This is a genomic window from Scytonema sp. PRP1 (assembly GCF_036697665.2).
Taxonomy (GTDB): domain Bacteria; phylum Cyanobacteriota; class Cyanobacteriia; order Cyanobacteriales; family Nostocaceae; genus Kalymmatonema; species Kalymmatonema gypsitolerans.
Window position 1 is genome coordinate 1 of record NZ_JBAHYJ020000138.1, and the last position, 25,969, is coordinate 25,969.

The following is a 25,969-nucleotide window of genomic DNA, read 5'->3' on the forward strand; positions in this document are numbered from 1 at the left end:
ACTCCTTGCGTTTTAAAACGCTACGAATTAATGCAAAGCTGTACTAAGCTGCTTTTAAGCAAAACGCCTAGTTGCTTGTGATTTTCTTCAATTCACATCCGCCGCCTTCTGTGCAACGGTTCTTTGCGACTACTTCATGTCAGTTATTTCGTTTGAAGCGTGTTGAGGTTTGATACTAGCTACATCATAGCAGCAATGGATTCCAGAGAAGGGTCATTTATTTCGGGCAAAACATTGCCGCAAACACAAAGGAACGCGGCTTTTTGTTGAGATAAGTTGTTAGAAAACCTTCTAACTATTGGTTGCTCATGAGCAAACCAGCCGAGTTGTGCTTGATAATTTGTTTGATACTTTATGTGTTTGATAATTTATCAATCACAATCCGTCGCCTTCTGTGCAACGGTTTTTTGCTACTACTTCATGTCGGCTATATTTGAGGCGTGTTGAGGTCTGACATTAGCTACATCATAGCAGCAAAGAATTCCAGAAAGCTGCTTTAAAATGACAAAGATTTTGTGAAGTTTCCCAGAATACCTAAAGAATTTGTGCAGATAAAAATGGTTATGCTTATCATGTTTTTTTGGTCAGTAGTTATACACAAAAAGTATGTCAACAACGATCAACCCTAATCCCAATCCCATTCTCAAAGATGCGGCGAACATAATCGATTTCAATAACGATGGGAAGAGTGATCTCTTCTGGCGCAATAAAAACACAGGAGAGAACGCTATTTGGTTGATGAATGGTACGACATTAAACTACGATACTTCTACGGCTTTTGTGGCAAGCCTTGCCAGAGACTGGGATTACAGTATTGGCGATTTCAACGGTGATGGCAAGACTGATCTGTTCTGGCGCAATTCTGACACAGGAGAGAACGCCATTTGGCTAATAGATGGCACTAACTCTACCCCTGCGCCTGTGCAAACTCTTGCCAAAGAATGGAACTTCAGCATTGCCGATTTGAATGGCGATGGCAAGACTGATCTGTTCTGGCGCAATTCTGACACAGGTGAGAATAGCGTTTGGTTGGTCGATGGCACCAACGTAACCACTCAAGCCCGTGTACAGAGTCTTTCCAAAGACTGGGATTATAGGATTGCTGATTTCAATGGCGATCGCAAGGCTGATATCTTGTGGCGCAATGATTTAACAGGAGAAAATACTGTTTGGTTGAACAATGGCAATGGCTTCAATCCAACTCCTTTGACGTCCGTTGCTGGCAAAGATTGGGATGTTGAGATTGCCGACTTCGATAAGAATGGCAAAACCGATCTGTTCTGGCGCAATTCTGACACAGGTGAGAATGCCGTTTGGTTGATGGATGGTACCACCTTAACCAAGTCAGATTTTCTACCAACTGTTGCCAAACCCTGGGATTACAGTATTGGCGACTTCAATGGTGATGGCAAGACCGACCTGTTCTGGCGCAATTCTGACACAGGACAAAATGCCGTTTGGTTGATGGATGGTACCACCTCAACAAATCGAGAGTTTCTACCAACTGTTGCCTCCTGGGATGCTGGCGTTGCCGACTTCAATAATGATGGCAAAACCGACCTGTTCTGGCGCAATGAAAACACAGGTGAGAATGCCGTTTGGTTGATGAATGGCACGAGTTCCACCGAAACAGCTTTTCTGGTGACACTTCCTGCGCCGTGGTCCGTTGTCTAAGATTGAATCGTGAGTGGTGACTTCACCGAGGATAATGCTTTACCAAAAACTCAAGAGCCTCAGTTTTGTTGCAAATCACCCTATCCAACGTAGCAGCAAGTAAATCATCAAGCATCTGTCGATACTGCGGTCCTGGTTTGTAGCCAATTTGTTGTAGATCATTGCCATTTAAAATAGGCTGCACGTTACGCCAGATAGTTAAATATTGCCAAATCTTGCGCCTAATGACTCGTGGGCTTTGCACGGCAATTAAAATTAGCATTGGCACATCGTATTGCCGCAGCAACTGCACCACCTGACTGGGAGGAATTTTTTCCTCAAACGCTATACCTCCTCCCCTCTGTGCTTCTACAAAGGGGGACGAGATCATTTTGTTGACTTTTTCTTGCTCTTGTGCTATTATTTCTAGCCTAGCAATGCTATCGTCTGGCAATTGCAAATTTCTTGCCACACGCGCTCGGTATTCTGGTACTAAGTGGGCTATTAAAGCTTCCAGGCGCATTTGCCAGTGGATGAGGGTTTGCTGCAAATCAAACCGCCGCAAACAGCGTTCTAACAAACGCAATTGCCGTAGAAGTTCCTCATCTAGCTTGAGGGTCGGATGAATGCACTGTAACGCCCCTAAGTCTGCAAGTAATAGCAAAGCAGGCTTCCAATAAGGAGCTTCCAGGATATGCTTCAATTCTGCTTTCAGTCGAGTTTGCAGTGCGGGAGTTCTGCTATTTTCTCGGGTAGTGCGATCGTAAACGCCGCTGTTGATTGCATAGCGGATATACTCTTCTGTTTGAGCCTCTAACTGAAATCCCAGTCGCACTGCAAAGCGTACGCCGCGATAGATGCGGGTGGGATCTTCGATAAAACTGTTAGCGTGTAACACTCGAATTTGTTTTGCCTGTAAATCCACCAACCCGCCAAAAAAGTCGAGTAATTCACCAGCACGGGGGGCGTCAGCCGCAGTGCCATTGCATTGATGGTAAAATCTCGGCGATACAGATCTTGACGAATCGAACTCGCCTCAACTTCAGGATTTGCCGCAGGATAAGGATAAAATTCTGTTCTGGCAGTCGCAATATCAACCCACAAAGAATCTAATTCTGGATCTTTGTGCCACAGCAAAGCCGCAGTTTGAAAAGCGCCATGAATTTCTAGACGTGCGCTTGCGTAAATTTGCTGTAGTGCCTTTGCTAATTCTACACCTGCACCCACATCAGCAGATTTGTGAAAGCCATCAACCACTAGGTCAATATCTTTGATCAGCAAAGTGCCTGAGGCTTCTTCAGCAAGTAACAAGTCGCGTACTGCTCCCCCGACAAGGTAAAGATGCCAACCGCGTTTTTCTGCCTCTAGTGATGCTTTAGTCAACAATTGCCACAACTGAGGCGCAAGCCGCGAATGTAATTCAGTCCTGAGCCTTGAGTCCTGATTTCTGAGTGCTGGTTTAGACTCCTGTAGAGACGCGCCATGGCGCGTCTCTACACTTTCTTGATGTAATTCCCGCAAAACATCAGTACGGGTGACAAATCCCACCAACTGCTCATGATCTAATACTGGTAGGCGTCCGATATCGTATGTCACCATTAGCGACTCGATTTCTGGCAATGTGGTATCTGGGGTAATTGTCTTCATATTGACTGTCATGTAGCCCTTGACGGGAGCATGACTAAAGCCGTGATGCAGGGCAATATCTAAATCCCTTCGCGAAATAATACCTACTAGTTCCCCTTCGGCATCAACGACACACAAACCCGAGTGTCCGTAGCGCAACAAAGTGCGCTGTGCTTCGGCAATTGTGGTTTCTGGACGAATGGTGCGCACAGGAGAAGACATCAAGTCTCTGGCGGTAGGCGGGTGGGGAATTGCCGCTTTTATTCCCTCAAGCAGTTGGTTTAATATTTCCTCGGCGTTTATGCCTCGCAAGTTGAGCGCAGCGGCTTGGGAATGTCCACCGCCACCAAGTGGTTGGAATAATTCGTTAAGATTGATGCTTTGAATTTGCGCTCTGCCAATCACGATTAAGCGTGATTCACCTTCGGAGAGAGGATATTCATTCAAAAGCAGTAAGGCATCTATTTCTGTTAACTCTACCAACTGCGAGGCGAGACTCGATAACCCTGGCACAAAATTATCTGTTTTCAGAGTCACCCAAGCAATTTTATATCCCCCAATGCATATAGTTTGTAGTTTTTCCAGCGCTACCTTTAAGAGCTGTTGCAACTGGGGAGACAAACCAGGGTCAACGTACTGACTCACAACTGACAAACTTGCCCCTTGTTGCATCAACCAAGCCAAGGCTAAGGCATCTTGTGGTGTAGCATAGTCAAATGTCAGAGAACCAGTATCCACATGGATACCCAAAGCCATGACGGTTGCTTCTGCACTTGTGAGGGAAATTTGTTGTTTTTGCAATTGCTCGACGATCAGAGTTGTCGTGGCTCCAACCGGGGAAATGTGTACTTTTGTAGCGGGAATATCCCCAAGTTGTTCTTGGTGATGGTCATAAATGATAATTTCTTTAATGTGGGGTAAATCTAACCATTCGGCTGCTTTACCTAGGCGATCGCGCTGTTGCGTATCCACCACAATTAAAGAACGAATTTCCTTGGGATTGACCGAACGCCGTTCAATCAACTGATACTCATCCCGATGTAACGCCAAAAAATCTCTTACGGGTGGATGAGAACCACCACTTAGCACAATCTTACTTCCAGGTAACAGGCGTGACAGCCCGACAGCTGCTCCTAACGAGTCAAAATCAGCTGTTGTATGGCACAGAATTAAGTCCATAGTCATTAATCATTGGTCATTGGTGAGTTTAGTGCTGTGCCTCCGTATTCCCAGTAGTTGGGGCGATGGCGTCTCCCACAAAGCAATTTGTGTAGCTCACTTCGTTCAAGGATGAACAATCCCCTGCTTCCCCTAGGAGTGATAAATACTCCCCGCGATTCGATTGCTGGGGAGAACGTCAATAAAGTGTGCCAATTTTCTGCTAGCTTAACAAATAAGGAAAAACTGTCAGTGTTGACCTGTACAATATTCTATCTTTAGTAACTAGTTTGCTGTTTTGGGAGAAGGGAAGATGACAATTGTATTTCAAGTTGCTTTATTAGCTCTAGTTGCGCTGTCTTTTGTCCTAGTGGTTGGCGTCCCTGTTGCCTATGCCACTCCGCAAAACTGGAATGAATCTAAAAGGCTGCTGTGGATTGGCTCAGGAGCTTGGATTGGTTTAGTGTTTTTAGTCGGTGCATTAAGCTTTTTCGTAGTCTAAACGACTACTTGTTTGATAGCCCTGGCAAATACCATAAAAACTCACGAACACCAAAGACGCGGCGACACGCAGGCTTAGGGATTTTTTCCCTGTCTACGTCGCCGCGTTTTCCTAAGCTTTCGTGTCTGTTGATTCTCCTGCTTCTATATTTTTTCGAGAACAAATGTATATTGGCAAGAAGTATAGATGATTTAGAGGCAGTTATGGCAGTTTTCGAGGGAACTTTTACTCAGACAGAACCTTTGCGGTTTGCAGTGGTTATTGGTCGATTCAATGACCTCGTCACCACCAAGCTGCTGGAAGGGTGCCAAGATTGCTTGAAACGCCACGGTGTTGATGTCAATCCTCACGGCTCTCAAGTAGACTATGTTTGGGTTCCAGGCAGTTTTGAAGTTCCAGTTGTGGCTCGCCAAGTAGCGCTTTCTGGTCGTTATGATGCAGTCATTTGTCTGGGAGCTGTTATCCGAGGGCAAACGCCTCATTTTGATTATGTCTCTTCTGAGGTCGCCAAGGGTGTTGCTGCTGCTGCTTTTCAAACAGGTGTACCTGTGATTTTCGGCATTTTGACAACAGATACTATGCAGCAAGCTTTAGAACGAGCAGGCATTAAAAGCAATCTTGGCTGGGAGTACGCCATGAGTGCTTTGGAAATGGCTAGCCTCATGCGACAATTGCGTTCTAACCTCCAAGAACCCTTTTCTGGAAATTCTCTTTCGCCAGCATCCCTCAAAAGTGCCAGCATAGGAGAATTGCCAGCAGAATAGTTATTTGTAAAAGGGACTGGAGTTTGGGGATTAGGGATTGGGTACAAAGCGCGAAAAATTATGTCCGGGGCAATAAAGACCTAGACATATTTTGGAGCATTTCCCCCCAACAACCGTCCCCAGTATCCAACACTCGGTCTTCGGCATTCCTCTGCCACCAACGCGTGTACGTATGGTGGGGAGGACAGTGACCTCACCAGTTGAAGAAGTCAGAAGCCAGAATTCAGAATTCAGCTTGGGGAAAAAGCAACAGTGATGTTCATTTTTTCTCTTAACTCCTTTTTTGGTCATCCTTCAGGTGCATAGAATTCTTAAAGCGAGTTCTGGCTCCTGACTTCTGACTAGTTATGCAGGTCATGAGTCCTTTGTCCGATAACTCATGACAAAGGACTCACGGCAAATAACAAAAAAAGGTGTTGACAAACCATGAATTATCTGACATATTAAATATACGTTGAGTATTGCGGGTATAGCTCAGTGGTAGAGCGTCACCTTGCCAAGGTGAATGTCGCGCGTTCGAATCGCGTTACCCGCTTGTAAAGGATAAAAAAAAGTGATGAAATATTTTGTAAAGAAGTGACGTTATTAGGCGCACGAAATTACAAAAATGAGAATTCATCATTCATAATAATATTTAAGTGTAGCTAACGAGTTTTTTGTAAGATGCACTACAGTTAATTCAGGGTGACGAAACTAAAGAATGAAGTAGAAAGGCTAAAAATCAAAAGTTTTTTGATTTGAGAGTACAGACTTCAAACTTAAAATGACACAATAATTTCAAAACCTTTGAGTGCCAAATTTGTTTTGCCACTCAATTTAGAAAAAATATGTCCAAAGGCAATGAGCAACCCAAACTGACTAATGTTATAAAGAAAGGTCATGGGAGGGTAGCCAGCCCGAAAGACATAGATGAAAGGATGCTATCCTCACTAACTTAGGACAAACACGCTCAAGTTAAAAGTTCGCTTGTGCAACCTCAAAAAGCAGACAAAATTGACTTCAATAGCGAATACCCGTGTCCCTGTCGTCGTCGGGGGCGGTTAATTCCGATTACACTGACAGAAGCATTTGGTTGCGATCGCTGTCAGCAAATCTTCGTGGTGGAAGATAATGGTCATGTACTGGAGCAGCTTTCTACCACCTATCCCTACAAGCGAGCTTGGCGCTGGACAGGGAGTATTTGGCAAGTTGTCCATCCTCGGTTAGGAGAAAGCTATTTGCCCGTAGCGCTTGGCATTATTTTCGTGCTAGTGATTATATGGTTACCATTGGCACTACGATTGGCAAATGGATATAGCATTATTGCTTGGGCAATGGTAGCTGTGCTGTTGGCAATTCTGCCAGCACTCATGGTCTGGCTTACCTACCGACGATAACGATGCGGACAGTCGATGCTTTTGATGTAAACCCAGAACCAATTGCCAGCGCAAAACGCGCTCATCACGCTGCGCTCAAGTTGGGAACCACAAAAGGAGCAGACAGAAGTCGCGCCGTGTTGGCAATGGCACAGGCGATAACACGGTCATTTGACGACATTCTAGAAGCAAATACCTTGGATCTAGAAGCAAGTCGGGAAATGGCCGTGCCAGATTTAATTCTGGATTGGCTGAAGTTGACTCCAAAACGGCTGGAGATGGCAGTAGACATTTTGCAACGGCTGGGGGAATTATCAGATCCACTGCGCCGAGTCAGACACGGTGACTATCAACTAGATGACTCTCAGACTTATACGCAGTTAATGCCTTTGGGTGTGATTGCGTTTATTTATGAGGCGTTTCCAGAGTTGGGAGCGATCGCAGCAGGGTTGTGCATCAAAACCGGCAACAGTCTCATCCTTAAAGGGAGTACTGAAGCCAGTCATTCTAACGCGGCGATCGCTAACGCACTTCTGAGTGCGGTGACTGAAGTGGGTTTACCAGCAGGTTGTTTACAGCTGATAACAGAAGAACATGGAACTTCGATTCGGGACATAGTGACACAAGACCAATGCTTGAATTTAGTCATTCCCTACGGACGTTCAAGCTTGATACAGCAGGTAGTGCGTCACTCCACTTCCCCAGTTCTCAAATCAGCTATAGGCAACTGTTACCTTTACTGGTCGCCAAATGGCAGTTTAGAAATGGTGCGGTGGCTGATTATAGATAGCCATCAAAGCGAACCAGATCCGGTGAACGCAATAGAAAAAGTCTTGATCCACCGACAAGCCTTGCCATCATCCTTAACGACATTGTGGAATAGCTTAAAGGAAAAAGGCTTTGAAATAAAGGGAGATGCCGAACTCCTAGAAGCCTTTCCTCAGTTACAGCTTGCTAAGGATGGAGAGTGGCAAAGCGCTTATTTAACCAAGACAGTCGCTTTTAAATTGGTAGATAGTCTAGAGGCTGCCATTTCCTGGATTAATCGGTATAGCAGTGGTCATGCCGACTGCATTGTCACCGAATCTTACCAGGAAAGTCGGCAGTTTGCCTTAGGAGTGAACAGCGCCTCTAGCTACATCAACGCTTCCCCACGTTTTTCCCGCAACCCGTCACGAGGAGAGTCAGTATTTCTAGGAATGTCTAATCAAAAAGGTCATAGACGCGGATTGATTAGCCTAGAAAGCCTGACGACTGTCAAGCATATTGTCCAGGGAAATGGGCGGTTTTAAAAGTTAGGAGTTGTGATGCGCCATGTGTAGAGACGTAGCCCTCCGGATATGCCTTCGGCACGCTACGCGTTCGCCTGGCGTGCGCTTTGCGCTTACGCCAGTCGCCTGCGGCGGGAAACCCTCCCGCAGCGCTGGACTCACATGCTACGTCTCTACATTTTAGGTTCCGGTTCCTATTCGTCTTTTGCTAATTTCTTGTGGGATGTGTAGTAAACCTTGCCTCCGGTATCTGGTACAAAATGACAGTTATTGGACGAACGCCATAATGACGTCAAAATTGGTTCATCAGATTTGCGGAAATACTCACCCATAATCGGTTTAATCGCCTCAGTTGCCTTCTTCAAATTGTAGTGAGGGATGTTCAGAAATATATGGTGAGCTACATGAGTACCGATATCATGATGGATGTGATTGATAAAACCGTAATCGCGGTCAATGCTAGAAATAGCACCTTTCAAGAAAGTCCAATCTTCCCCACGATACCAGGGAATATCGGCTTCAGTATGATGCAAAAACGTGACCAAGTCTAGCCAAATGACAAATACAAGATAGGGTCCAACGTAGTATTTCAACAACCACATCCAACCCCATTGATAGGTAAGGAAACCCAGGAAAGCTACCATTAAAGTCCAGAGTGTCGTGCTGGTGATAACATCCCATTTTTCAGAGGGTTTGAAAAGTCGGCTGCTAGGTAAAAAGTGAGAGCCTCGTTTATTAGGAGAACCCGTAAACAAATACACGGGATAAGCCAATAAAAACAAGTAATTTCGACCTATATTATGCACCCAATTCACGCCTTTGTACTCTGACTCAGTTGCTGGATACCAGCTTTCATCATTATCGAGGCTACCAGTATTTTTGTGGTGGGTTCTATGGCTAATTCGCCAACCGTGGTAAGGAACAAGTATCGGTGTGTGGGAAAGATGTCCAATCAAATCATTAAGCCATTTCTTCTTAGAAAAAGATTGGTGTCCGCAGTCATGTCCGACGACAAATAAAGCCCAAAACATCGTTCCTTGCGTGACCCAGAAAATTGGCCAGAAAAACCAAGAATCTAGGTAATGAGCAACTGCATAAAGCAGAGCGATAATCAGGATGTCACGAAAAAAATAGAACAGTGATTTCCCCACTTTGGGCTGAAAGCATTCAGGTGGAATTGCAGCTTTTAAATCTTGAAGAGTGAAGGGCAGCTTGGTTTTATCCTCAAATGATTCAAAACCATGAGGATTGTTTGATTTGATTGTATTTGATTGCACTTGATTCTGTGATTGGAATATGAAACGGGTGTTAAAGTTTTTTAGGCAAGGTAATGTAACCTCTGCAATGCCTAAATCTTTGCAGAAGGCTAGTATCTGGCAATTTCCTTAAGTTGTTGGGCGTCCAAATTGCACATTTTTTGTTAACGGTGACTCGGGACTCGGAACTCGGGACTTGGAACTCCGGAACAGTCTGCAAGAGTCCCCAATCCCTAATCCACAGACACGAGAAAAAACGCGCTCTAGTACACAGGACACGGAAATAAAGCTACCCTTCGGGTATGCGCAAAGCGCACGCAATCATGCGTTCACGTAGTGTGCGCTTGCGCTTACAGCAGTCGCCTGCTGTCGGTAAACCCTACCAAGAGCGCTGCTGAACCATTCACTCATCAGCAAAAACCTTGTGATGTAAGCTTTTTGAATGCCTGAATTTAGAATGCCTGAATTCCGCGCCTGCAGTACTAGTGACTTGATGAGCATAAGTTGCCCTCATGGTAAAGCTTTAAGGAAGCAGTATTTATCGCCCTGCGTAATAGTCTTTAAAAGACTGATAGCTACTATCGGTTGTGTACAGGTGACACTGATCTGTAATTCGCTTGATTAAAGACCAAGAAAACCGACATTCATCATGCAGATACGCTCCCCAATTTTCTTTTATACTGCCATAAGCCATCCGCAAATTATAAGAAGGAATGGCAGTGGAAATGTGATGGGGAACGTGGACATTGATATCGTGGCAAAAGATTTCTACCCAACGGGGGTAGTCGCAATGAACCGTACCATATAGCTGGGCTAGAGCCTGGTTCCACTTGGATTCTGCCAGAAAAGGAACGTCTGGAGCAGTATGGTGAACCAACGTAAAGGTACTCATCCAAAAATGGTAAACCAGCCACGGAAGTAGCCAAAATTTCACAAATCCCCAAATCCCCGTTGTGGCGATGAGAATTGGGAAAGCGATCGCGGCAAATAGAACAACCACAGCTACAGAAAACTTCACGCTGGATTGGTCTTTTTCTCGGAACCTAGACCAATCAAAGTGCAAAATTCCACAATGAACGATTGAGCCTATCCACCACAATTTATAGCGCAGAAATAGCTCGAAGCCCCACTGCGGGATTTTTCCACAATTTTCAAAAAGTTCTATGGTGATTGGGTGCCAAGCGTTGTCCTCATGCAGCTTATTAGTGTGAGTGTGGTGATAATTGTGCTGAATGCGCCAACTGTGGAACGGATAAACCAACGGCATCATCATCAAATGCCCCACTAAATCATTTACCCAGCGACGCTTGGCAAATGAACGATGAGCACAATCATGCCCGATGACAAAAAAACCGGTCAAAGCAGTGCCAGTAAAAATCCATGCCAAGGGTAGGAGAAACCAAGGAGCAATGGTGAGACTGAAGTAGCCCAACCCAACCATCAAGACACTGAGTACCACTTTTGTCCAAGCTTTGCGGCGATCCTGCTCAAAACATTCTTTTGGCAGGCTTTTGATAATATCTTTTAGCTTAAAGTCCGAGTTGCCAAAGTCATAACCTGACTTCTGGCTGTTGATTGTTGATGTAGTCATGAATACCTGAAAAGACAACAAACCTCACTACCAAATCACTAAACTAAGTGGCTGTCGCAAAGTTTTGTAACATTCGCGTTTTGGATTATAGCAATCTAATGCACCCCAGCGCACCCGCAATAAACCCCCGCTAATGCTTAAGCAGTAGTCCAGAAGCTGCGGGGGAGAGTAAGCAATTCAAAATACCCTTTGGGAAGCTGCCCTCCGGGCGTTTAGATCGAAAATTGGATAAGATAAGGATTGCTAACTACTGACCGCTTACTACTTTTCTGGGGCAAGCTTCACATTCGTAGCCAGCCCAAGTACTTGTAGCAATTGAATAGTCATCCAAGTGAGGTCGAATTCCCACCATTTTAACCCATGACGAGCTGAGTACTGAAATGCATGGTGATTATTGTGCCACCCTTCACCATACGTGAGTAATGCCACCCACCAGCAGTTTGTGGAGCGATCGCCTGATTCATAAGTCCGATAACCGAATTTATGAGTAGCACTGTTGACAAACCAGGTGCAATGCCAAACAAATATCAAGCGAACAAAAATCCCCCATACTACAAAAGACCAGCCACCTAGCAACAACAGTACTACACCCAGGGCGACCTGGATGAAAACCATATTTTTCTGCAAAAACTGATAAACTGGGTCGTCGGCAATGTCTTTAGTAAAGCGAGGAACTTCCGCGAAAGCAGGTGAATGATGAAGCATCCAACCCATGTGACTCCACCAAAAGCCCTGGTTAGAATCATGGGGATCTAACTCTTGATCAGAATGCAAATGGTGTATCCGGTGCATTCCTATCCAATCGATTGGTCCTCCTTGGCAGGCGAGTGTCCCGCAAAAAACGAGAAAATACTCTAGCCACTTGGGAGTTTGAAAACTGCGGTGGGTGACAAGGCGGTGAAAACCTAGGGTAATACCCAAACCACCAGTTATCCAGTAAAGCAACAAACATACGCCGACTGCTTTCCAGCTAAAGAACGCCGGAAACAAAGCCAACAAAGCGCCGATGTGTAAAGGAACGAAAAATGCGATGTGAAACCAATTAAATTGGGGTTTGGTTGATGTAGCAATTGTCATGCAGTAACCTGAATAGGAATTGTTCAGACTCATCTGCGCGATTTAAAAATCCGCAAATCTTAAGTTTTTGTGAAAGAGGAACTAATGGACAGCTTGGAGCAGATGCATGAAGCAGAACAGGCACTGTTACAGATTTTTTCTGGAATTGACGCTCAGGTCAAGCAAAATGTTCAACGAGTATTAAATGCCTTTCGCCATCAAAGAGTCGGCGCACACCATTTTACAGGTGTTACAGGATACGGACACGACGACTTAGGGCGAGAAACTTTAGATAAACTTTTTGCGGAGGTGGTGGGCGCTGAGGCGGCTGCTGTACGAGTGCAGTTTGTTTCCGGAACCCACGCGATCGCTTGTGCTTTATTTGGTGTTCTCCGTCCTGGTGATGAAATGCTAGCGGTGGTAGGCGCACCGTACGATACCCTTGAAGAAGTTATTGGATTACGAGGTCAAAATCAAGGCTCACTAAATGAGTTTGACATTCATTACCGACAATTAGATCTTACTCCAGAAGGAACCATAAATTGGCAAGCTTTAAGCCATGCGGTGGAGGAAAAAACTCGTTTAGTACTCATTCAGCGTTCCTGTGGCTATTTTTGGCGTCCTAGCCTATCTATAGCGGAAATTGAAAAAATTATCCACTTAGTCAAACAGCAAAACCCCAACACTATCTGCTTTGTCGATAACTGCTATGGCGAATTCATTGAAACCCAGGAACCCACTCACGTTGGTGCTGATTTAATCGCTGGATCCTTGATTAAAAACCCTGGTGGTACGATTGTCACTGCTGGTGGTTATGTCGCCGGTCGCGCTGACTTGGTAGAAGCCGCAGCTTGTCGCCTCACCGCGCCAGGAATTGGTAGTTATGGCGGTGCGACTTTTGACCAAAACCGCCTGCTGTTCCAAGGGCTGTTTCTGGCGCCGCAAATGGTAGGAGAAGCGATGAAGGGGACTCACCTTACTGGTTATGTATTTGACAAACTGGGTTATCCAGTCAATCCAGCACCGTTGCTTCCACGTCGGGATGTCATTCAAGCAATTAAACTGGGTTCTGCTCAAAAACTCATTGCCTTTTGTCGGGCAATTCAACAGCATTCACCCATCGGTTCGTACCTCGATCCCATTCCAGATGAAATGCCAGGTTATGAAAGTAAGGTAGTTATGGCTGGCGGGACATTTATTGAGGGGAGCACCTCGGAATTTTCCGCAGATGGTCCCTTGCGCGAACCTTACGTTGTTTATTGCCAAGGTGGAACCCATTGGACTCATGTAGCGATCGCCTTGCAAGCAGCAATAGAAGCTGTGGGACCTGCCTAGTCGCTTTGCTCCAATTGACGCATTCAAGATATGCCCTACGGGCACGCTACGCGAACAGAATTCAAAATTATAATTATGTTTTTTGTATGTTTTTTGAATTTTTAATTTTGAATTCCCCCAAACGGGGGTTGGCGTTCAATAGCATCTCTTGTGGTTTTGTAAGCTTCAATAAAAGTTCGGAAGGATTCTTGAGAAATTTCTTCTAAAATCAGTTTTTCGGCGACTTCTTTAAGAATTTTATCTATTTTTTGTTGAAGTAAATCCTTACTTTGTTTGCTATCACGCAGCAGTTCAACAACAGCCTTGATATAGGTTGCAGAAACTTCTCTTTGCTTGTGTTCTATTTGTTGCTGAGCAAGTTGTCCTTCACGCTCAATCGCTTCCCGAGTCGTTTTGTAAGCTTCGTTAAAAGTTCGGAATGACTCCTGGGAAATTTTCTCATAAATGAGAGAATCGGCGGCTTTTCTAAAAACATCATCGAGTTGCTTTTGCCTATCTTCAAGATTGCCTTGACTGGCATTCATTAAATTAATAGCTCTAGCAATATATTCATCAGCCTCATTCTTTCTACTACTTTCCATCCAAAGCTTCAGTTGCCGAATCCAGGAAAATGCTAGTAGGATAACTGTTAAAATTAAAGCTAAAAAGTCGGCATTTTCTTGCACAAAAGAGGGTTGATCTCGTTCATAAAAAGCAACTGCACCTGGATGAATCGGAGGGATACTACCACCTGTATCGCTTGGACGGTCGATACTAGCAATCAAAGGTTTAACCTCAGAATGCTTTTGAGAAATGGCATTGGCTATTTCTTGACGATGCTCAAATATGACGCGAGTTATTTCTTGGATAATACTTTTATCTACTGTATCTCTTGCTACTAAAATTCTTGAAACTGCGACTGTTGGTAAGTCTTCGTCAGGTACGGCGAGATTGCCTTTGTATGCTCCTTGAGGAATTTCAGTGCTTTCAAAAGCAGGATGTTGAATTTTCATTGCTTTCGCCTGTTGAATAGGCACCAATCTTCCACCGTACTCTTTAACAAGTGTAGAAATACCTTGGTTACCTATAGCGCGGACACGAAACAAAGCATCTGCTCTTTGAAATTTAAAATCTTCTTCCGCTTGCTTATCGTCGTAGTCTTGACTTTGATTTAAACCTGTAACTTTAATATCTAGTGTGTTTTTGTCTTCTTTAAGTAAACCGTAATGCCGTGCTACTTTTTCAAAAGACTTATATTGCCCGCCCTTAATAGGTAAAGCAACTGTCTTACCCCTGAGTTGAGAGAATTGCTTAATATTAGGGTCTCTCACAACTAACTGGAACAAATCTTTATACAAGACAGCTACGGTTCTGACTGAGGCGTGTGATCCTTTTGGCTTTGATGATTCCTCGTTATGAGCTGATACATCCATTTGCTCAGAAGCAACGTCTGCTTGAGCTGCTGCTAACTCTACACTACCTTCTTCCAATTTTTTTAGGCTGTCTGCTGTACCGCCAGTAGGTATGACTGTAATGTTAATATTCGACCTGCGTTCAACAACCTTTTGAATCGCTTCGCTGATAATATAGCTTTCTCCTTCCGGGTCCCCTGCTGCAAGAGTCAGGTGAGGTGCTGTCAAATAACCAACAACCCTCCAAGTGGTTATCGCAACTAAGCTTACGCTGGCAAACCCTAAGCAGATAAAGATGAATTTAGATATAGGATCAAGATTGCCAAAAAAGCTTGGGAAATTGACTTGAGGAGAAGCTTTCAATGCTGCCATAACTGTTAAATTTTAATCTTTGGCAGAGATTAATACACAACGAGTCTCCCCCAACAGTCCAATGTTCCATTGGGTAGCGTTGTATTTTAGCCAGATAAAAACAGTTATGGATACAAATCGTAATGACAGCATTCCAGAATTTTTACCAAACTTTTAGCAAAACACTGTATGTTGCCTATGGTAGAAGCGGTACCAGCATAAGATAATTTTGCGCAAAGACGCACTAGATGCAAAGGAATTGTTTACCTCTTTGCGCGAAACATTAGGGATTCATTATCCAATTTGTGGGGCGGGCAAGGATGCCCGCCGAGTTTATAGGACGGGCTAGAAGCCCATCCTACAAGAAAAGTTGGATATTTTTTAATTTGGAAGTCCCTTAAGCTTTGTTCCAAGGTCCCCAGATAGCAAAAGTGATTCCAGGGGTTTGGATATTCACAAACAACGTCTGACCATCTGGAGAGAAGCAAGCACCAGCAAACTCTCTGTCGTTAATCGCGTTACGAGCAAATTTGTAGAGTTCCCCTTTAGGAGTCACCCCGACAACAAATTGATCGTCATCACCATCTTCACAAAGGATCAGATCCCCAAAAGGAGCCACGACTATGTTATCGGGCATATCTAATATGCTTTTATCGTTTGGCTCGACAAAGAGTTCAATAGTGCCACCTTCTTGAGCATTTCTGCCAGGAATGTAACGCCAAACCTGACCACCACTGTTAGCGCCGCCACTTGTAGCACAGAAGTAAAACTCTCCGTTGCCGTACCATATTCCTTCGCCACGAGCAAATTGTGCGGCTCCTTTCTCAAAACCTTCTTTGCGTACGGTGTCTTTATCAGGATCGTAATCTTCAATACGAACCCACTCAGCCTCGAATGATTTACGTACAGGGAAATTGGTTTTGGTATTTACTTTAGGCATATCCTTAATTTTTAGAGCCTCAAGGATACCACCTGCCTGTAAGTTACCTGGTTGATTGGGGATGAAGCGATAGAAGAGACTATCTCCCTGGTCTTCTGTCTCATAGACAATTCCTGTTCTGGGGTCTATGGCAACAGCTTCGTGGTTGAACCGACCCATTTCTACTAAAGGTACAGGGTCAACAGTACCGTTTTTGGGTCTACGAAGTGCAGGAACTTCAAAATTATAACCGTGGCGCTTAGAAACTTTGTTCGGATTAGGTACGAAGATACCAGAATTTGCTGGCTGTTCTATCGTCTCAGGAGTCGTCTCTGGAGTAGAGGTGTTTTCTTCACAACTAATCCATGATCCCCAGGGAGTTGGACCACCAGCGCAGTTACGATAGGTTCCTGCTAGCGAAGCATAATCTCTAATGAGTTTGCGATCTGGACCAACGATTAATGTCGTTGTGCCACCCTTACAAAACTCGTCGTACCTATTGCCGATAACTTCTGTTGTGGAGTTTGGGCTAAGTTCGTGGTTGCGAACTAAGATAACAGAGCGATTTGGTCCAGCGAAAGCTGCCATCCCATCATGACCACCAGGCACAGAATTGCCATCACTCATGAAATCGCCTGTGCGCGAAAATGCTCGATATTGAAATCCGCGTGGTAAGTCTAACAAGCCATTGGGGTCGGGGATGAGAGGACCATAGGCATCAGTTGTTATCGCTGTCCCTTGCGCTCTCGCATAAAGACCCTTCAAAGCATCTCCAACAACAAGAGTTGCAGCAGTCGTGCCTGCAAGAGCAAAAAAACGTCTTCGTGAAAAAGCCATAGTCTCCTGATTTATTTGTATCTAAAGATAAGTAGATTTTGTGCAATACCTAGACCAAAATTAAGAAATATCTGTAGCGTTTCCATGCCTAAGCAGACTGTTTAATATGGTTTCCACCAAGTACATATTTCTCAAGTTTTTGCACAAAAATTTTCTATTTCCACACCGACGCACTTAACTAATCCATGAAGAGAATATACTTACAAAGTTAAGCTTAGTTAATCACAGTGTTAATTATGCTTTAAGAGGTATTTTTAAAATATAAATATCAATTTATATTTCTTTAATTGAAATAACTGCGAAGAGTGTGCGTGCGGTTTATAGAGCGTGAAAGTAAAATGTTAAAAATTGCATATATAGTGATAGCTTTTTGAGGCACTTTAATAAAGTAGGGTGAGCATTGCCCACCCTACTTAAACCAAATACGTATTGTCTTTAAATGAGAATAATTATAACTATTATTCTGGCAATTTATACTGTCCAACAATGCGCTTGGCAAACTCTGGAACGTGCGCTTCTAATTTCTCTGGGTGATTGCGCTTTACATAAAGATAATTGCGGGTGAAGTGAGAATCTATTGAAAAACGAGCGTACTCCAAACCTTTAGGACCAATTTTTTCGATAACCACACCCATCAATTTTGCTGCCCACATGGGAAGAGTCACACCTTTGTCGTAGGCGGGTATACTTTGTTGGACTGCTGCTTTGCGATCGCCCTTCGACATGACTGGCTGAGTTTCTATTTGGTCATTCACCAAGTCCAACATTTCCTTGCCTTGTTCATTTCTAACCACAATCCACTGCCAGCCAAAAGGTGCGCCCATATAACCAACAACCAAATCTGCCAGAGAATTGACGTAGTCAAAGCAACTCATGCAGGAGGGGGCAAACACATCTTTAAGTTGGTTAGTCTTTAATCCAAAGAAAGGCACCGTTTCGATTGATCCATCCTCGTGTTTGAAGTGAACCCGAAAGTCTTGCATGAATTCGTAATGCACGACTGTATCAGGCGATTTGCTGGTTGTTTCTAGGAATTTTTGCAGCCCAGCGCGGTTAACATTATCTACACACGGGGTACCCAAAACATACAGCTTTTCTAAGCCAAGTTGTTTTTCAACAGCTCGTAATGCCTGAATTTGACAACCAACACCAATCACCAACAACCGCTTTAGCCCGGATTTTTCCACCTGTTCCAACACCGAAAGGTTAGGCGAAAGAGTTGGTTTGTTTACTTTAGCTGCCAGTATTTCTTCTGCAGTACGAGCGATGACTGGCATGGGTTGAAAGCGGTCTTCTTTGGTATTTTGCACACAGACGACACCCTCAACAATGCCGCGATTCAGCATTTCGATGGCAATGGTACTCACAATACCAGTCCATTGGGCACCGGGAATTGGCTGCTTTTTCTGCGCCGCCATCATGTCTTGATGAACACCAAAGTATACCTCATCAGGGTTGTCTAAATCGCGCGATCGCGTGTGGGTTTGTTCTTCCAATTCACCTATCTGCTGATTAATAAAAGCGCAGGCTTCCTTGACATAGTGAATATAGTATGTATCGCAAAGCCCGCACTCGCTACAGAGTTCTTTTGCAGGGCGACGGCTATTGGGTTTCAGGGCTTTGGCTTTTTGGTGAGGAGACAGGGAGGTCATATTAAGGGCGATTTATTAACTAAGAACATAAGATATTCCAAAGCTTTACTTTACACAAACTTTAGAAGTATTAAGCAAGTGTTCATTGATTCTTAGGAAGCTGTAACAGTTCACTAGCCTAAACTAGCGGTGGTACAAATTGCTGTTTAAAAGCTTGACAGGCTAAAGGAAATATAGAGCTATGGAACAACTGTTTCACCGCATTAGCCAAATGGTTAAGGCTGAACTAAACCATATTAATCGTGAAATTGACACAGATAAATATAAAGATGCTACTGCTACAGCGTTTGCGGCGATAGGAGGCATAGCTGGTGCTTCTATTGGCAAAATAGGAATACTGGCAAAAGGTACTGGTTTTAGCGTTGGTGCTGTTCCCTTGACTGCTGCTGGTGCCTTAACTGGTCTTGGTTTGTATGAGGCTATCAGAGCAGTAGTAGAGGGGGATGCTTCGTCTGCTGGCGCAGCAGCAATTGGAGCAGCCGCAGGGGCTAGTGTTTCTGCTGCCATTGGCGGTGTAGGAGTAGCCGTAGGCGGAACAGCTTTTGGTGTTGGCATGGCTTCTATGGCAGCTGCTGGCTCTGTCGCTGGGCTTGGTATAGCTGCTTTGAATCGGCTGCTTCAAGAAGGAACTGACCCAGAAAAGCTGCTAGACTTGGCTGTTGAGGATATGCAGGAAGACTTGCTCAAGTTTCGTCAGGCTGTAGTCCCAGTGATAGCGGCTAAAAAACGCACTCTGCAACACTACGAACAAGCCCAAGCTGAAGAGAACAAGTGGCAACGCCGGGCTTTGTTGGCTGTGCAAAAGGGCGATGATAATCTAGCACGGCAAGCGCTGGAGCAAAAGAAAATTTTTGCTGAGAATGTTAATACCCTCAAAGTTAACTTGGATGAGCAAACCGCTCTAGTGGATAGCCTCCAGAGTAAGCTATTCGCCTTTGAAACTAAGGTTTCTGAAGCAAAGGCGAAAAAAGTAATGCTCAAGGCGCGGATAGCTGCCGCCAAAGCCGAAGCGCGACTGCAAAGCACTGTTGGGCGGCTAGGTAGTAGCAGTGCGATCGCTGCCTTCGAGAGAATGGAAGAAAAAGTCTTGCTGCAAGAAGCCCACACTCAATCGGTAGCAGAATTGGCTAGTGCCAATTTAGAAAGCCAATTCGCCGCTTTGGAATCTAGTGGCGACATTGATGATGAATTGGCAGCTTTGAAAGAGCAAATGGCACTGGGACTTCTCACATCGCCAAAACAAGCACAACCTTGTGAGCAACCATCTAGCTCCACATCTGAGCAAGTCGTTGATCAAGAGTTGGAAGCGCTGCGAAAACAATTGGATGAAATGTAACTTATACACTCCTGATCCAAAACGTTTTAAAAACCTATCGAAGAGCGTATCGTATACCTTTAAACAAGCTTTAAGAGAACTAAGGAAAATTTCATTTATTCTTACTGAGCAGCAACAGTTCCCTCGTTTAATGTATATGTAATATTTCTGAAATTAAAAGAAAAAATAGTGACACTACAAGACGAAGAACTGAAAGATAAAGTAGAAGGTGCAGCATTACTCACTGGAGGAACCGTAGCGGGTGCGGGTGTATCCGCAGTTGTTGGCGGCATGGGATTAGTTGGAGGTTTCGGGGGCGTGGCAATTGGGATGGCTCCGGTTGCTGCTGCTGGTGCGGTTGTGGGTACAGCCGCTTACGGAGCTAAGAAGGCAATAGAAGAGGGAGACGCGACAGCTATAGGTGCAGTGGCAGGCGGAGCAGCAGCAGGTGCAGGGGTTGCGGCTGTAGTTGGTGGTATGGGTTTAGCACTAGGAGGTACTGCTGTGGCTATTGGCGCGGCTCCGGTTGTAGCTGCTGGTGCAGTTGTTGGACTAGCGGCTTATGGGTTGAACAGGCTCTTTAACAAGTAATGACAAAACAGCCTCCCAACCCACTGCAAAAACTGGTGCGTGGTGTCATTCGGGATTTGATTCATCAGGCTAATAGTCTAAAAGCTGATACACCAAAAAAACCAAAGACTAAAAAACCTGCTGCGACCAAATCCCAATTTAAAGCAAAGCAAGATAGTAGTAAACGCTCCCGCCACATTCGCAAATCAGTTCGTGTTTCAGTTTTACACAGAGACGGTTACAAATGCGTTTTTTGTGGCATCAGCGTGCGGCAAATCGAGCTAGAAGTTGACCACATAGTGCCATTCTCTAAAGGTGGCAGTAACGACATTAGCAACTTGCAAACACTGTGTATAGATTGCAATCGGGGTAAGGGAGCGCGTTTTTTGAAAAAATAAGGATGAGTGGAATTATTATGTTATTTGATATTTTTCAAGCAGGAATTTCTTTATTTCGTGAACCACATGAAACCAGATGGAATCCTTATGGTTTACAAGGAGACATTTTGCTATTTTTTAGGGATTTCAAAAAATCCATTGACTCGAAAGATGTACAAAGAATTCAGAACTTAATATCTGATAATTATTATAGTAAGTCTTTTGTAAACCAGAATAAAAAACAGCTACTGTCCTGGTTTCAGGAAGTTTTTCAAAAAATGCCATCGGTTGTATACCCATCTCTAGAAATTGAAATATGTAAAGCACCAGAAATAAGACGTGAAGATCAAGTTTATCTCGTACTTAGACCTACCCTGAACATTCACATTTTAGGAATTAATTTAGCATCCCAATTATTTGGGACTAAGAGTCGAATATCTATGCTTATAGAAAGAAATACAAATTCTGGTTTATTCTCTATTACCAATATGGAAGAAATTTAATAAAAGTTAAAAAACTAGTCAAATTAAAGATTTTTTAAGACTGTAAACCTAGTAATACAACAAATTGGATAAGCGAAAACATGGCTTACGTACACGAGATAAAATTCTATATCAGCAGCGAATCTGGCAAATTAAAAGTAGCTTTATATGACAGACCTGCAATTTTTTGCAACGAATTTTGGATCAAGAATGTCGATGCTTCAGAGATAGGTTTCACCTGCATACCAGAAGGTCTGAAACTTGAACAAAAATACAAAGTAGAAGTACTTGGTATTAAACCTTTTCATGCTTCTAAGCCTGAATTTGATTTTATTGACAAATGCGCTGAAGTAGCTTTTTATGCAGCTAAGCAAGCAGCTATCCAGGCAGTAATACCCAATCCGGGTCTACTACCCCCTTTGTGACTGATGGGGTGCAAGTAGGTTAGGTAACTTAAATTACATAAGGACGACAACAAGTGGGACAAAATTCCACAACAGGCACAGCATTTATTGCAGGAGGAAGCCTAGCGGGCGCTGGTGTTTCCGCAACAGTAGGCGGGATGGGATTAGCGGGAGGATTTGGAGGCGTTGGAATTGGGACAGCTCCTGTAGTTGCTGCTGGCGGTGTAGTTGGTGCAGCTGCTTATGGCGCTTTTAAGGCAATAGCAGAGGGAGATGCTGTTGCTTTCGGTGCAATGGGAATTGGCGCAATAGGCGGTGCTGGTGTTTCTAGCGTCGTTGGTGGTATGGGGTTAGTTGCACCCAAGATAGGTTTAGCTGTTGGTATTGGCACAGTACCTATGGCAGCAATTGGTGGTATGATTGGACTCGCAGCTTATGGTATTGCCAAGCTACTAGACGAGTCTGGAAGTGTGGAAACTCCAGCACAGGTTTTTGACCGGATGGAAGAAAAAGTCTTGCAGATGGATGCCTATTACGAAGCTGTGATGGAGTTAGAGGCATTTTTATCTGGTGAAGACCTTAACCAAAAATTTGCAGCTTTGGAAGTTGAGGATGAGTTACAGGCGCTCAAGGCTGAATTCAAGACAAAAACTCAAACCTCTGCTCCTAATATTGAAGCAGAAGTCGTATCTGCCCAACCAACATCACCCGAAGCTTGGAGATGCGTGCAGACTCTTTACGGACACACAGCCGCAGTAAATGCGATCGCCATCAGCCCCGATAATCAAACTTTGGCAAGTGGAAGCAATGACAGAACAGCTCGTCTATGGAACTTGAAAACTGGAAAATGGTTGTACACCTTTGCTGGGCAAGAAGAGGCGATTTTATCTGTTGCTATTAGCCCTGATGGTAGAATACTTGCCAGTGGCGGTGTCGCTCGCAAAATCAGCAGTTGGCATCTGGATACAAAAAAATTTAACCGTACATTCTTTTATTTAAATCCCTACAGTCATACTGGCTTTGTTTACTCAATTGCCTTTAGCCCGGATGGGACAATTCTTGCAAGTGGTAGTGGTGATAAGACTATTAGACTTTGGGGACGTTACACCGGAGAAGTAAAACGTACCTTAAATGGACATTCAGACGCAGTTTTGTCTGTTGCTTTCAGTCCCAATGGCAAAATCCTTGCCAGTGGTAGTGCTGATAAAACTGTCAGACTTTGGGATTTAAAAAATTGGGGACAGCCCCGTATTCTTAATGGACATTTGAAAGCAGTTAATACAATTGTCATCAGTCCAGACGGTCAAACTGTAATCAGTGGTAGTACAGACACCACAATCAAACTGTGGGATCTTCACACTGGCGAATTGCTGCATACTCTCACTGGACATTCAGCAGCGGTTGTGTCTGTTGCCATCAACCCCGATAAACAAACCCTTGCCAGTAGCAGCACAGACGGCATCATCAATCTTTGGGATTTACAGACTGGGAAACTGCTACAAACCCTTTCTGGATGCAGTCCCATTGCCTTCAGTTCTGATGGAAAAACACTCGTGAGCGGGGATAAAGGCGGCACCATCAAGATTTGGCGTCAAATGCTTGGTAGTGATCAACTCATACCTGAGTGTATGCTATCTGAGGAATGGTGGGAAGTCTTGGGCGTAGATCAGGCTGCTTCTTTAAAGGATGTAAAAGGTGCTTACCTGAGATTAGCAAGGCAGTATCACCCTGATATCAACAGTTCAGCCAGTGCAAAAGCCATAATGCAAGCAATTAATCGGGCTTATAAAGAGTATCGCCAAAAAGTTAACAATCATTACCTAAGAACTCCACCCCCGTAAAGCTGCGCTTTACGTCCCCTCCCCGCTCGTGGTGAGTCCAGCGCTGCAGGCGGGTTTCCCGCCGTAGGCGACTGGCGAACCCGAAGGGGGAGGGGATTAAGGGGTGGGGTGCAGTTAACGTGGGAATCATAACTAATTAGGCGGACATGATATAACGCCTTGCCCTTGGGGTCTTTACTACGGTACTCAAGAGGCGAAATCATTTGACCTGTCTGGACGTTGTGACCGTAGTTCTGACAGTAGTGGGCGCTGGTGTTGAACACGCCATTGGTGTAAAGACGCGAGGTGCCTTCTGGATTCTCAGCATTGCAGGGAATTTGAATGCCTGATTTACCTGTGAGTTTGGCATAGCTGAGTCCACTATAATCGCAGGGACGACCACGGGAACACTCTTTCCACGCCTCAAATGCCTGCTCTGGTGTCTGCCATTTAATTAGGGGCGCACCATCTTTATCTCGAAAATCCATGCGTCGCGCATAGTCCAATACAGTTCAGTTAAGGATTGATCCTCCCTAGCCCTCCTTAAAAAGGAGGGAACTAAGCCCCCTTTTTAAGGCAATACAGTTCAGATAAGACCAAAACTGTTACCAGGATGGCAATGTAAAGACGCGCCATGGCGCGTCTCTACACATCAGCCAATCTCACAAAAATCCTTAACTGAACCGTATTGCTTTTTAAGGGGGTTGGGGGATCTTAACAAAACTAAACACCACTAACTGAACCGTATTGGCGCATAGTCAACAAAGATATCGAAGTCGGAACGAGCTGCACCAGGAGGTTCAATCGCCTTAGACGAGTGGCTAGTACCGCAGGGCGGAAGTCAAAAGCGAAGGTAATAAGTCAAAAGACTTATACCGTAACTCTTTTGTTGGATTGTAATGGTGAAGCAGCGCTGCGGGAGGGTTTCCCTCCGCAGGCGACTGCTGAACCCGAAGGGTAGCTTTATTTCCGCCGTCATGTACTAGCTTCTATCTAGAGAGAGGATTTCCACAGTAAATGCGAGCTTATCAAGTTTTAGGCGACAATAAGCGCGATTCAGGAGACTCAATTGCTTATCAAAATTTACGGTAGCTGTGTGCAATACGCTCCCACCCAAGGACCAATTGGCTCGTCTGGCAACTCTTTGGTGTGGCTCTCCTGCTTATAAATTTGAAAACCCCGTGCCTGATAATTAGCCAGTGCATACGATCCATCCAAGCTACAGGTATGTACCCACACTCGCTGTGCCCCCATTCCCCACGCTTGCTTGACTCCAAAACTTAGCAGGTGTCCCCCAATCCGCTGCCCCCAAAACTGCCGTAAGATACCGAAGTAAGCTATCTTGACGTTATTGTCCAACTGTGGTTCTAGTTCAATGTAGCCTGCTGGTGTACCTGAGACATAAGCAACCCAAGTTTGTAGCTCGGGGCTCTCTAGGTATTCTAGCCATCGGCTGTAAGTCCAGTCTAAGCGGTCTATCCAGTACCACTCACTACCTACACTGCTATAGAGAAATCGACTGAATTCAGGAGAGGGAACTTCAGCCCGTGTTATAAGTAGTTTGGAATTGTTAGAAAAGGCAGGGCGCAACTGCCTAGGGTCTAACATTTCTAGATACCAGGTTGTGACATCAACAAGCATCGGTTGATTTTTATCAGAATATCAATATTGTATTGCCGCGCTACGTTCCTCAAAGAATATCTGCTGCATTCCTTCAATGTAAGGCAGCAACAGATCCTGCTGTTCTGGGTTGACACGGCTCATCATCTCATCCGCCAACACTTGACACCATTTTTCTGTCATTTCCCACGGAATTTGCACACCCTGTATAACCATCTGACATAAAGGAAGTAGTTCGTTCTTTAATGGAGCCATACTCTGCTCTAACAAACACAGCCATATATAAGCTTGGAACATATTCAAGTCACGAAGACATGAATATGTAACCTCCGGATCGCTCAAGCCTCCTCTACGGCTACGATGATTGGGCAATAATTCCGCAAGTCGGCGGTAAACGGTTTTAGCAACGTCCCCGCAGACAGGTAACATTTGCTGTACAAGCGTTAACATTGGCGAACCTAACTCATGCTTGGCAGCAGCAGCGCAAACTCGATGCCAAGGCATAGCAATTTGCTCTTCAACAAATTTTAAGTACGGAGTCAGCAGTACTTTCTCAGGAGGTGTCAGCTTTTTAAGAATTAACTTATTGCTGAAGTTTAACTGCGTCGTCATAAAACCAAGGGCACGCCAGTCCTTGGATACTAAGTGCTGCTCTTGAAATACC

The 25,969-nt window shown here is 44.5% G+C and carries 20 protein-coding genes, 1 tRNA gene and 2 pseudogenes; 13 read left to right on the top strand and 10 right to left on the bottom strand.

Annotated features, from left to right (window positions below):
- Positions 1-606: 606 nt before the first annotated feature.
- On the top strand, positions 607-1,674 hold the full coding sequence (locus tag V5G28_RS36315) for an FG-GAP repeat domain-containing protein (protein ID WP_332993410.1): 1,068 nt from the start codon (positions 607-609) through the stop codon (positions 1,672-1,674).
- A 22-nt stretch (positions 1,675-1,696) separates the two neighbouring features.
- Here V5G28_RS36315 and V5G28_RS36320 read toward each other — a convergent pair.
- Positions 1,697-4,458 (bottom strand): annotated as a pseudogene (locus tag V5G28_RS36320) (CBS domain-containing protein).
- Positions 4,459-4,750: 292 nt separating this feature from the next.
- On the opposite strand from V5G28_RS36320, the gene psbZ reads away from it, so the two are divergent.
- The 5 genes from psbZ (at position 4,751) to V5G28_RS36345 (ending at position 8,350) form a co-directional block, all read left to right on the top strand.
- The gene (psbZ, locus tag V5G28_RS36325) at positions 4,751-4,939 is read left to right on the top strand and encodes a photosystem II reaction center protein PsbZ (RefSeq protein WP_041035580.1); all 189 of its coding nucleotides are present in this window, start codon (positions 4,751-4,753) and stop codon (positions 4,937-4,939) included.
- 203 nt (positions 4,940-5,142) lie between these two features.
- On the top strand, positions 5,143-5,703 hold the full coding sequence (ribH, locus tag V5G28_RS36330) for a 6,7-dimethyl-8-ribityllumazine synthase (protein ID WP_041034410.1): 561 nt from the start codon (positions 5,143-5,145) through the stop codon (positions 5,701-5,703).
- 463 nt (positions 5,704-6,166) lie between these two features.
- Positions 6,167-6,238, top strand: a tRNA-Gly gene (locus V5G28_RS36335).
- 433 nt (positions 6,239-6,671) lie between these two features.
- Complete coding sequence (locus tag V5G28_RS36340) at positions 6,672-7,079, top strand: hypothetical protein (RefSeq protein ID WP_073627718.1); 408 nt, start codon at positions 6,672-6,674, stop codon at positions 7,077-7,079.
- Between the two features lie 2 nt (positions 7,080-7,081).
- Positions 7,082-8,350: a glutamate-5-semialdehyde dehydrogenase gene (locus V5G28_RS36345; RefSeq protein WP_332993450.1), complete on the top strand. Its 1,269-nt coding sequence runs from the start codon at positions 7,082-7,084 to the stop codon at positions 8,348-8,350.
- Positions 8,351-8,523: 173 nt separating this feature from the next.
- Here the strand turns inward: V5G28_RS36345 and V5G28_RS36350 are convergent, their stop codons facing one another.
- From V5G28_RS36350 to V5G28_RS36360, 3 genes are all read right to left on the bottom strand, one after another.
- A complete protein-coding gene (locus tag V5G28_RS36350; protein ID WP_332993415.1) occupies positions 8,524-9,606 on the bottom strand; it encodes a fatty acid desaturase in 1,083 nt (360 codons plus the stop codon).
- 517 nt (positions 9,607-10,123) lie between these two features.
- Positions 10,124-11,176: a fatty acid desaturase gene (locus V5G28_RS36355; RefSeq protein ID WP_332993417.1), complete on the bottom strand. Its 1,053-nt coding sequence runs from the start codon at positions 11,174-11,176 to the stop codon at positions 10,124-10,126.
- Positions 11,177-11,437: 261 nt separating this feature from the next.
- Positions 11,438-12,253 (bottom strand): acyl-CoA desaturase, encoded by an 816-nt coding sequence (locus V5G28_RS36360; RefSeq protein ID WP_332993419.1) that lies wholly within the window; start codon positions 12,251-12,253, stop codon positions 11,438-11,440.
- An 84-nt stretch (positions 12,254-12,337) separates the two neighbouring features.
- Between V5G28_RS36360 and V5G28_RS36365 the strand changes: the two genes are divergently transcribed.
- On the top strand, positions 12,338-13,567 hold the full coding sequence (locus V5G28_RS36365) for a methionine gamma-lyase family protein (RefSeq protein ID WP_332993421.1): 1,230 nt from the start codon (positions 12,338-12,340) through the stop codon (positions 13,565-13,567).
- 101 nt (positions 13,568-13,668) lie between these two features.
- Here V5G28_RS36365 and V5G28_RS36370 read toward each other — a convergent pair whose 3' ends face one another.
- The 3 genes from V5G28_RS36370 to V5G28_RS36380 form a co-directional block, all read right to left on the bottom strand.
- The gene (locus V5G28_RS36370) at positions 13,669-15,330 is read right to left on the bottom strand and encodes a TAXI family TRAP transporter solute-binding subunit (RefSeq protein WP_332993422.1); all 1,662 of its coding nucleotides are present in this window, start codon (positions 15,328-15,330) and stop codon (positions 13,669-13,671) included.
- A 376-nt stretch (positions 15,331-15,706) separates the two neighbouring features.
- Entirely contained in the window at positions 15,707-17,065 is a 1,359-nt protein-coding gene (locus V5G28_RS36375; RefSeq protein WP_332993424.1) for an alkaline phosphatase PhoX, read from the bottom strand.
- Positions 17,066-17,523: 458 nt separating this feature from the next.
- Complete coding sequence (locus V5G28_RS36380) at positions 17,524-18,717, bottom strand: Coenzyme F420 hydrogenase/dehydrogenase, beta subunit C-terminal domain (protein ID WP_332993427.1); 1,194 nt, start codon at positions 18,715-18,717, stop codon at positions 17,524-17,526.
- Positions 18,718-18,898: 181 nt separating this feature from the next.
- Here V5G28_RS36380 and V5G28_RS36385 point away from each other — a divergent pair, with 181 nt between their 5' ends.
- The 6 genes from V5G28_RS36385 (at position 18,899) to V5G28_RS36410 (ending at position 23,706) form a co-directional block, all read left to right on the top strand.
- Positions 18,899-20,053 (top strand): PspA/IM30 family protein, encoded by a 1,155-nt coding sequence (locus tag V5G28_RS36385; protein WP_332993429.1) that lies wholly within the window; start codon positions 18,899-18,901, stop codon positions 20,051-20,053.
- 168 nt (positions 20,054-20,221) lie between these two features.
- Positions 20,222-20,623, top strand: a complete 402-nt coding sequence (locus V5G28_RS36390; RefSeq protein WP_332993432.1) for a hypothetical protein — start codon at positions 20,222-20,224, stop codon at positions 20,621-20,623.
- Positions 20,623-21,000: an HNH endonuclease gene (locus V5G28_RS36395; RefSeq protein WP_332993435.1), complete on the top strand. Its 378-nt coding sequence runs from the start codon at positions 20,623-20,625 to the stop codon at positions 20,998-21,000. Before V5G28_RS36390 ends, V5G28_RS36395 begins: the two co-directional genes overlap by 1 nt.
- A 2-nt stretch (positions 21,001-21,002) precedes the next feature.
- Positions 21,003-21,482 carry a hypothetical protein gene (locus tag V5G28_RS36400; protein ID WP_332993436.1) on the top strand — a complete coding sequence of 160 codons (480 nt, stop codon included), beginning with the start codon at positions 21,003-21,005 and terminating at the stop codon, positions 21,480-21,482.
- A gap of 80 nt (positions 21,483-21,562) precedes the next feature.
- Positions 21,563-21,886, top strand: coding sequence for a hypothetical protein (locus V5G28_RS36405; protein ID WP_332993438.1), 324 nt, complete (start codon positions 21,563-21,565; stop codon positions 21,884-21,886).
- 53 nt (positions 21,887-21,939) lie between these two features.
- A complete protein-coding gene (locus tag V5G28_RS36410) occupies positions 21,940-23,706 on the top strand; it encodes a DnaJ domain-containing protein (RefSeq protein WP_332993441.1) in 1,767 nt (588 codons plus the stop codon).
- On the opposite strand, the gene V5G28_RS36415 is transcribed toward V5G28_RS36410, so the two are convergent.
- The 3 genes and pseudogenes from V5G28_RS36415 to V5G28_RS36425 all read right to left on the bottom strand — a co-directional run.
- On the bottom strand, positions 23,682-24,173 hold the full coding sequence (locus tag V5G28_RS36415) for a hypothetical protein (protein WP_332993443.1): 492 nt from the start codon (positions 24,171-24,173) through the stop codon (positions 23,682-23,684). The genes V5G28_RS36410 and V5G28_RS36415 overlap by 25 nt on opposite strands.
- A 595-nt stretch (positions 24,174-24,768) precedes the next feature.
- On the bottom strand, positions 24,769-25,326 hold the full coding sequence (locus V5G28_RS36420; protein WP_332993444.1) for a GNAT family N-acetyltransferase: 558 nt from the start codon (positions 25,324-25,326) through the stop codon (positions 24,769-24,771).
- 21 nt (positions 25,327-25,347) lie between these two features.
- Positions 25,348-25,969: pseudogene (locus V5G28_RS36425) on the bottom strand (hypothetical protein); the annotation flags it as partial.

Coding starts and splice junctions, on each gene's coding strand:
- V5G28_RS36375 (WP_332993424.1), bottom strand. CDS start 17,065: ATGGCTTTTTCACGAAGACGTTTTTTTGCTCTTGCAGGCACGACTGCT.
- psbZ (WP_041035580.1), top strand. CDS start 4,751: ATGACAATTGTATTTCAAGTTGCTTTATTAGCTCTAGTTGCGCTGTCT.
- V5G28_RS36345 (WP_332993450.1), top strand. CDS start 7,082: ATGCGGACAGTCGATGCTTTTGATGTAAACCCAGAACCAATTGCCAGC.
- V5G28_RS36395 (WP_332993435.1), top strand. CDS start 20,623: ATGACAAAACAGCCTCCCAACCCACTGCAAAAACTGGTGCGTGGTGTC.
- V5G28_RS36415 (WP_332993443.1), bottom strand. CDS start 24,173: ATGGATTTTCGAGATAAAGATGGTGCGCCCCTAATTAAATGGCAGACA.
- V5G28_RS36385 (WP_332993429.1), top strand. CDS start 18,899: ATGGAACAACTGTTTCACCGCATTAGCCAAATGGTTAAGGCTGAACTA.
- V5G28_RS36365 (WP_332993421.1), top strand. CDS start 12,338: ATGGACAGCTTGGAGCAGATGCATGAAGCAGAACAGGCACTGTTACAG.
- ribH (WP_041034410.1), top strand. CDS start 5,143: ATGGCAGTTTTCGAGGGAACTTTTACTCAGACAGAACCTTTGCGGTTT.
- V5G28_RS36370 (WP_332993422.1), bottom strand. CDS start 15,330: ATGGCAGCATTGAAAGCTTCTCCTCAAGTCAATTTCCCAAGCTTTTTT.
- V5G28_RS36380 (WP_332993427.1), bottom strand. CDS start 18,717: ATGACCTCCCTGTCTCCTCACCAAAAAGCCAAAGCCCTGAAACCCAAT.
- V5G28_RS36400 (WP_332993436.1), top strand. CDS start 21,003: ATGAGTGGAATTATTATGTTATTTGATATTTTTCAAGCAGGAATTTCT.
- V5G28_RS36355 (WP_332993417.1), bottom strand. CDS start 11,176: ATGACTACATCAACAATCAACAGCCAGAAGTCAGGTTATGACTTTGGC.
- V5G28_RS36360 (WP_332993419.1), bottom strand. CDS start 12,253: ATGACAATTGCTACATCAACCAAACCCCAATTTAATTGGTTTCACATC.
- V5G28_RS36315 (WP_332993410.1), top strand. CDS start 607: ATGTCAACAACGATCAACCCTAATCCCAATCCCATTCTCAAAGATGCG.
- V5G28_RS36405 (WP_332993438.1), top strand. CDS start 21,563: ATGGCTTACGTACACGAGATAAAATTCTATATCAGCAGCGAATCTGGC.
- V5G28_RS36420 (WP_332993444.1), bottom strand. CDS start 25,326: ATGCTTGTTGATGTCACAACCTGGTATCTAGAAATGTTAGACCCTAGG.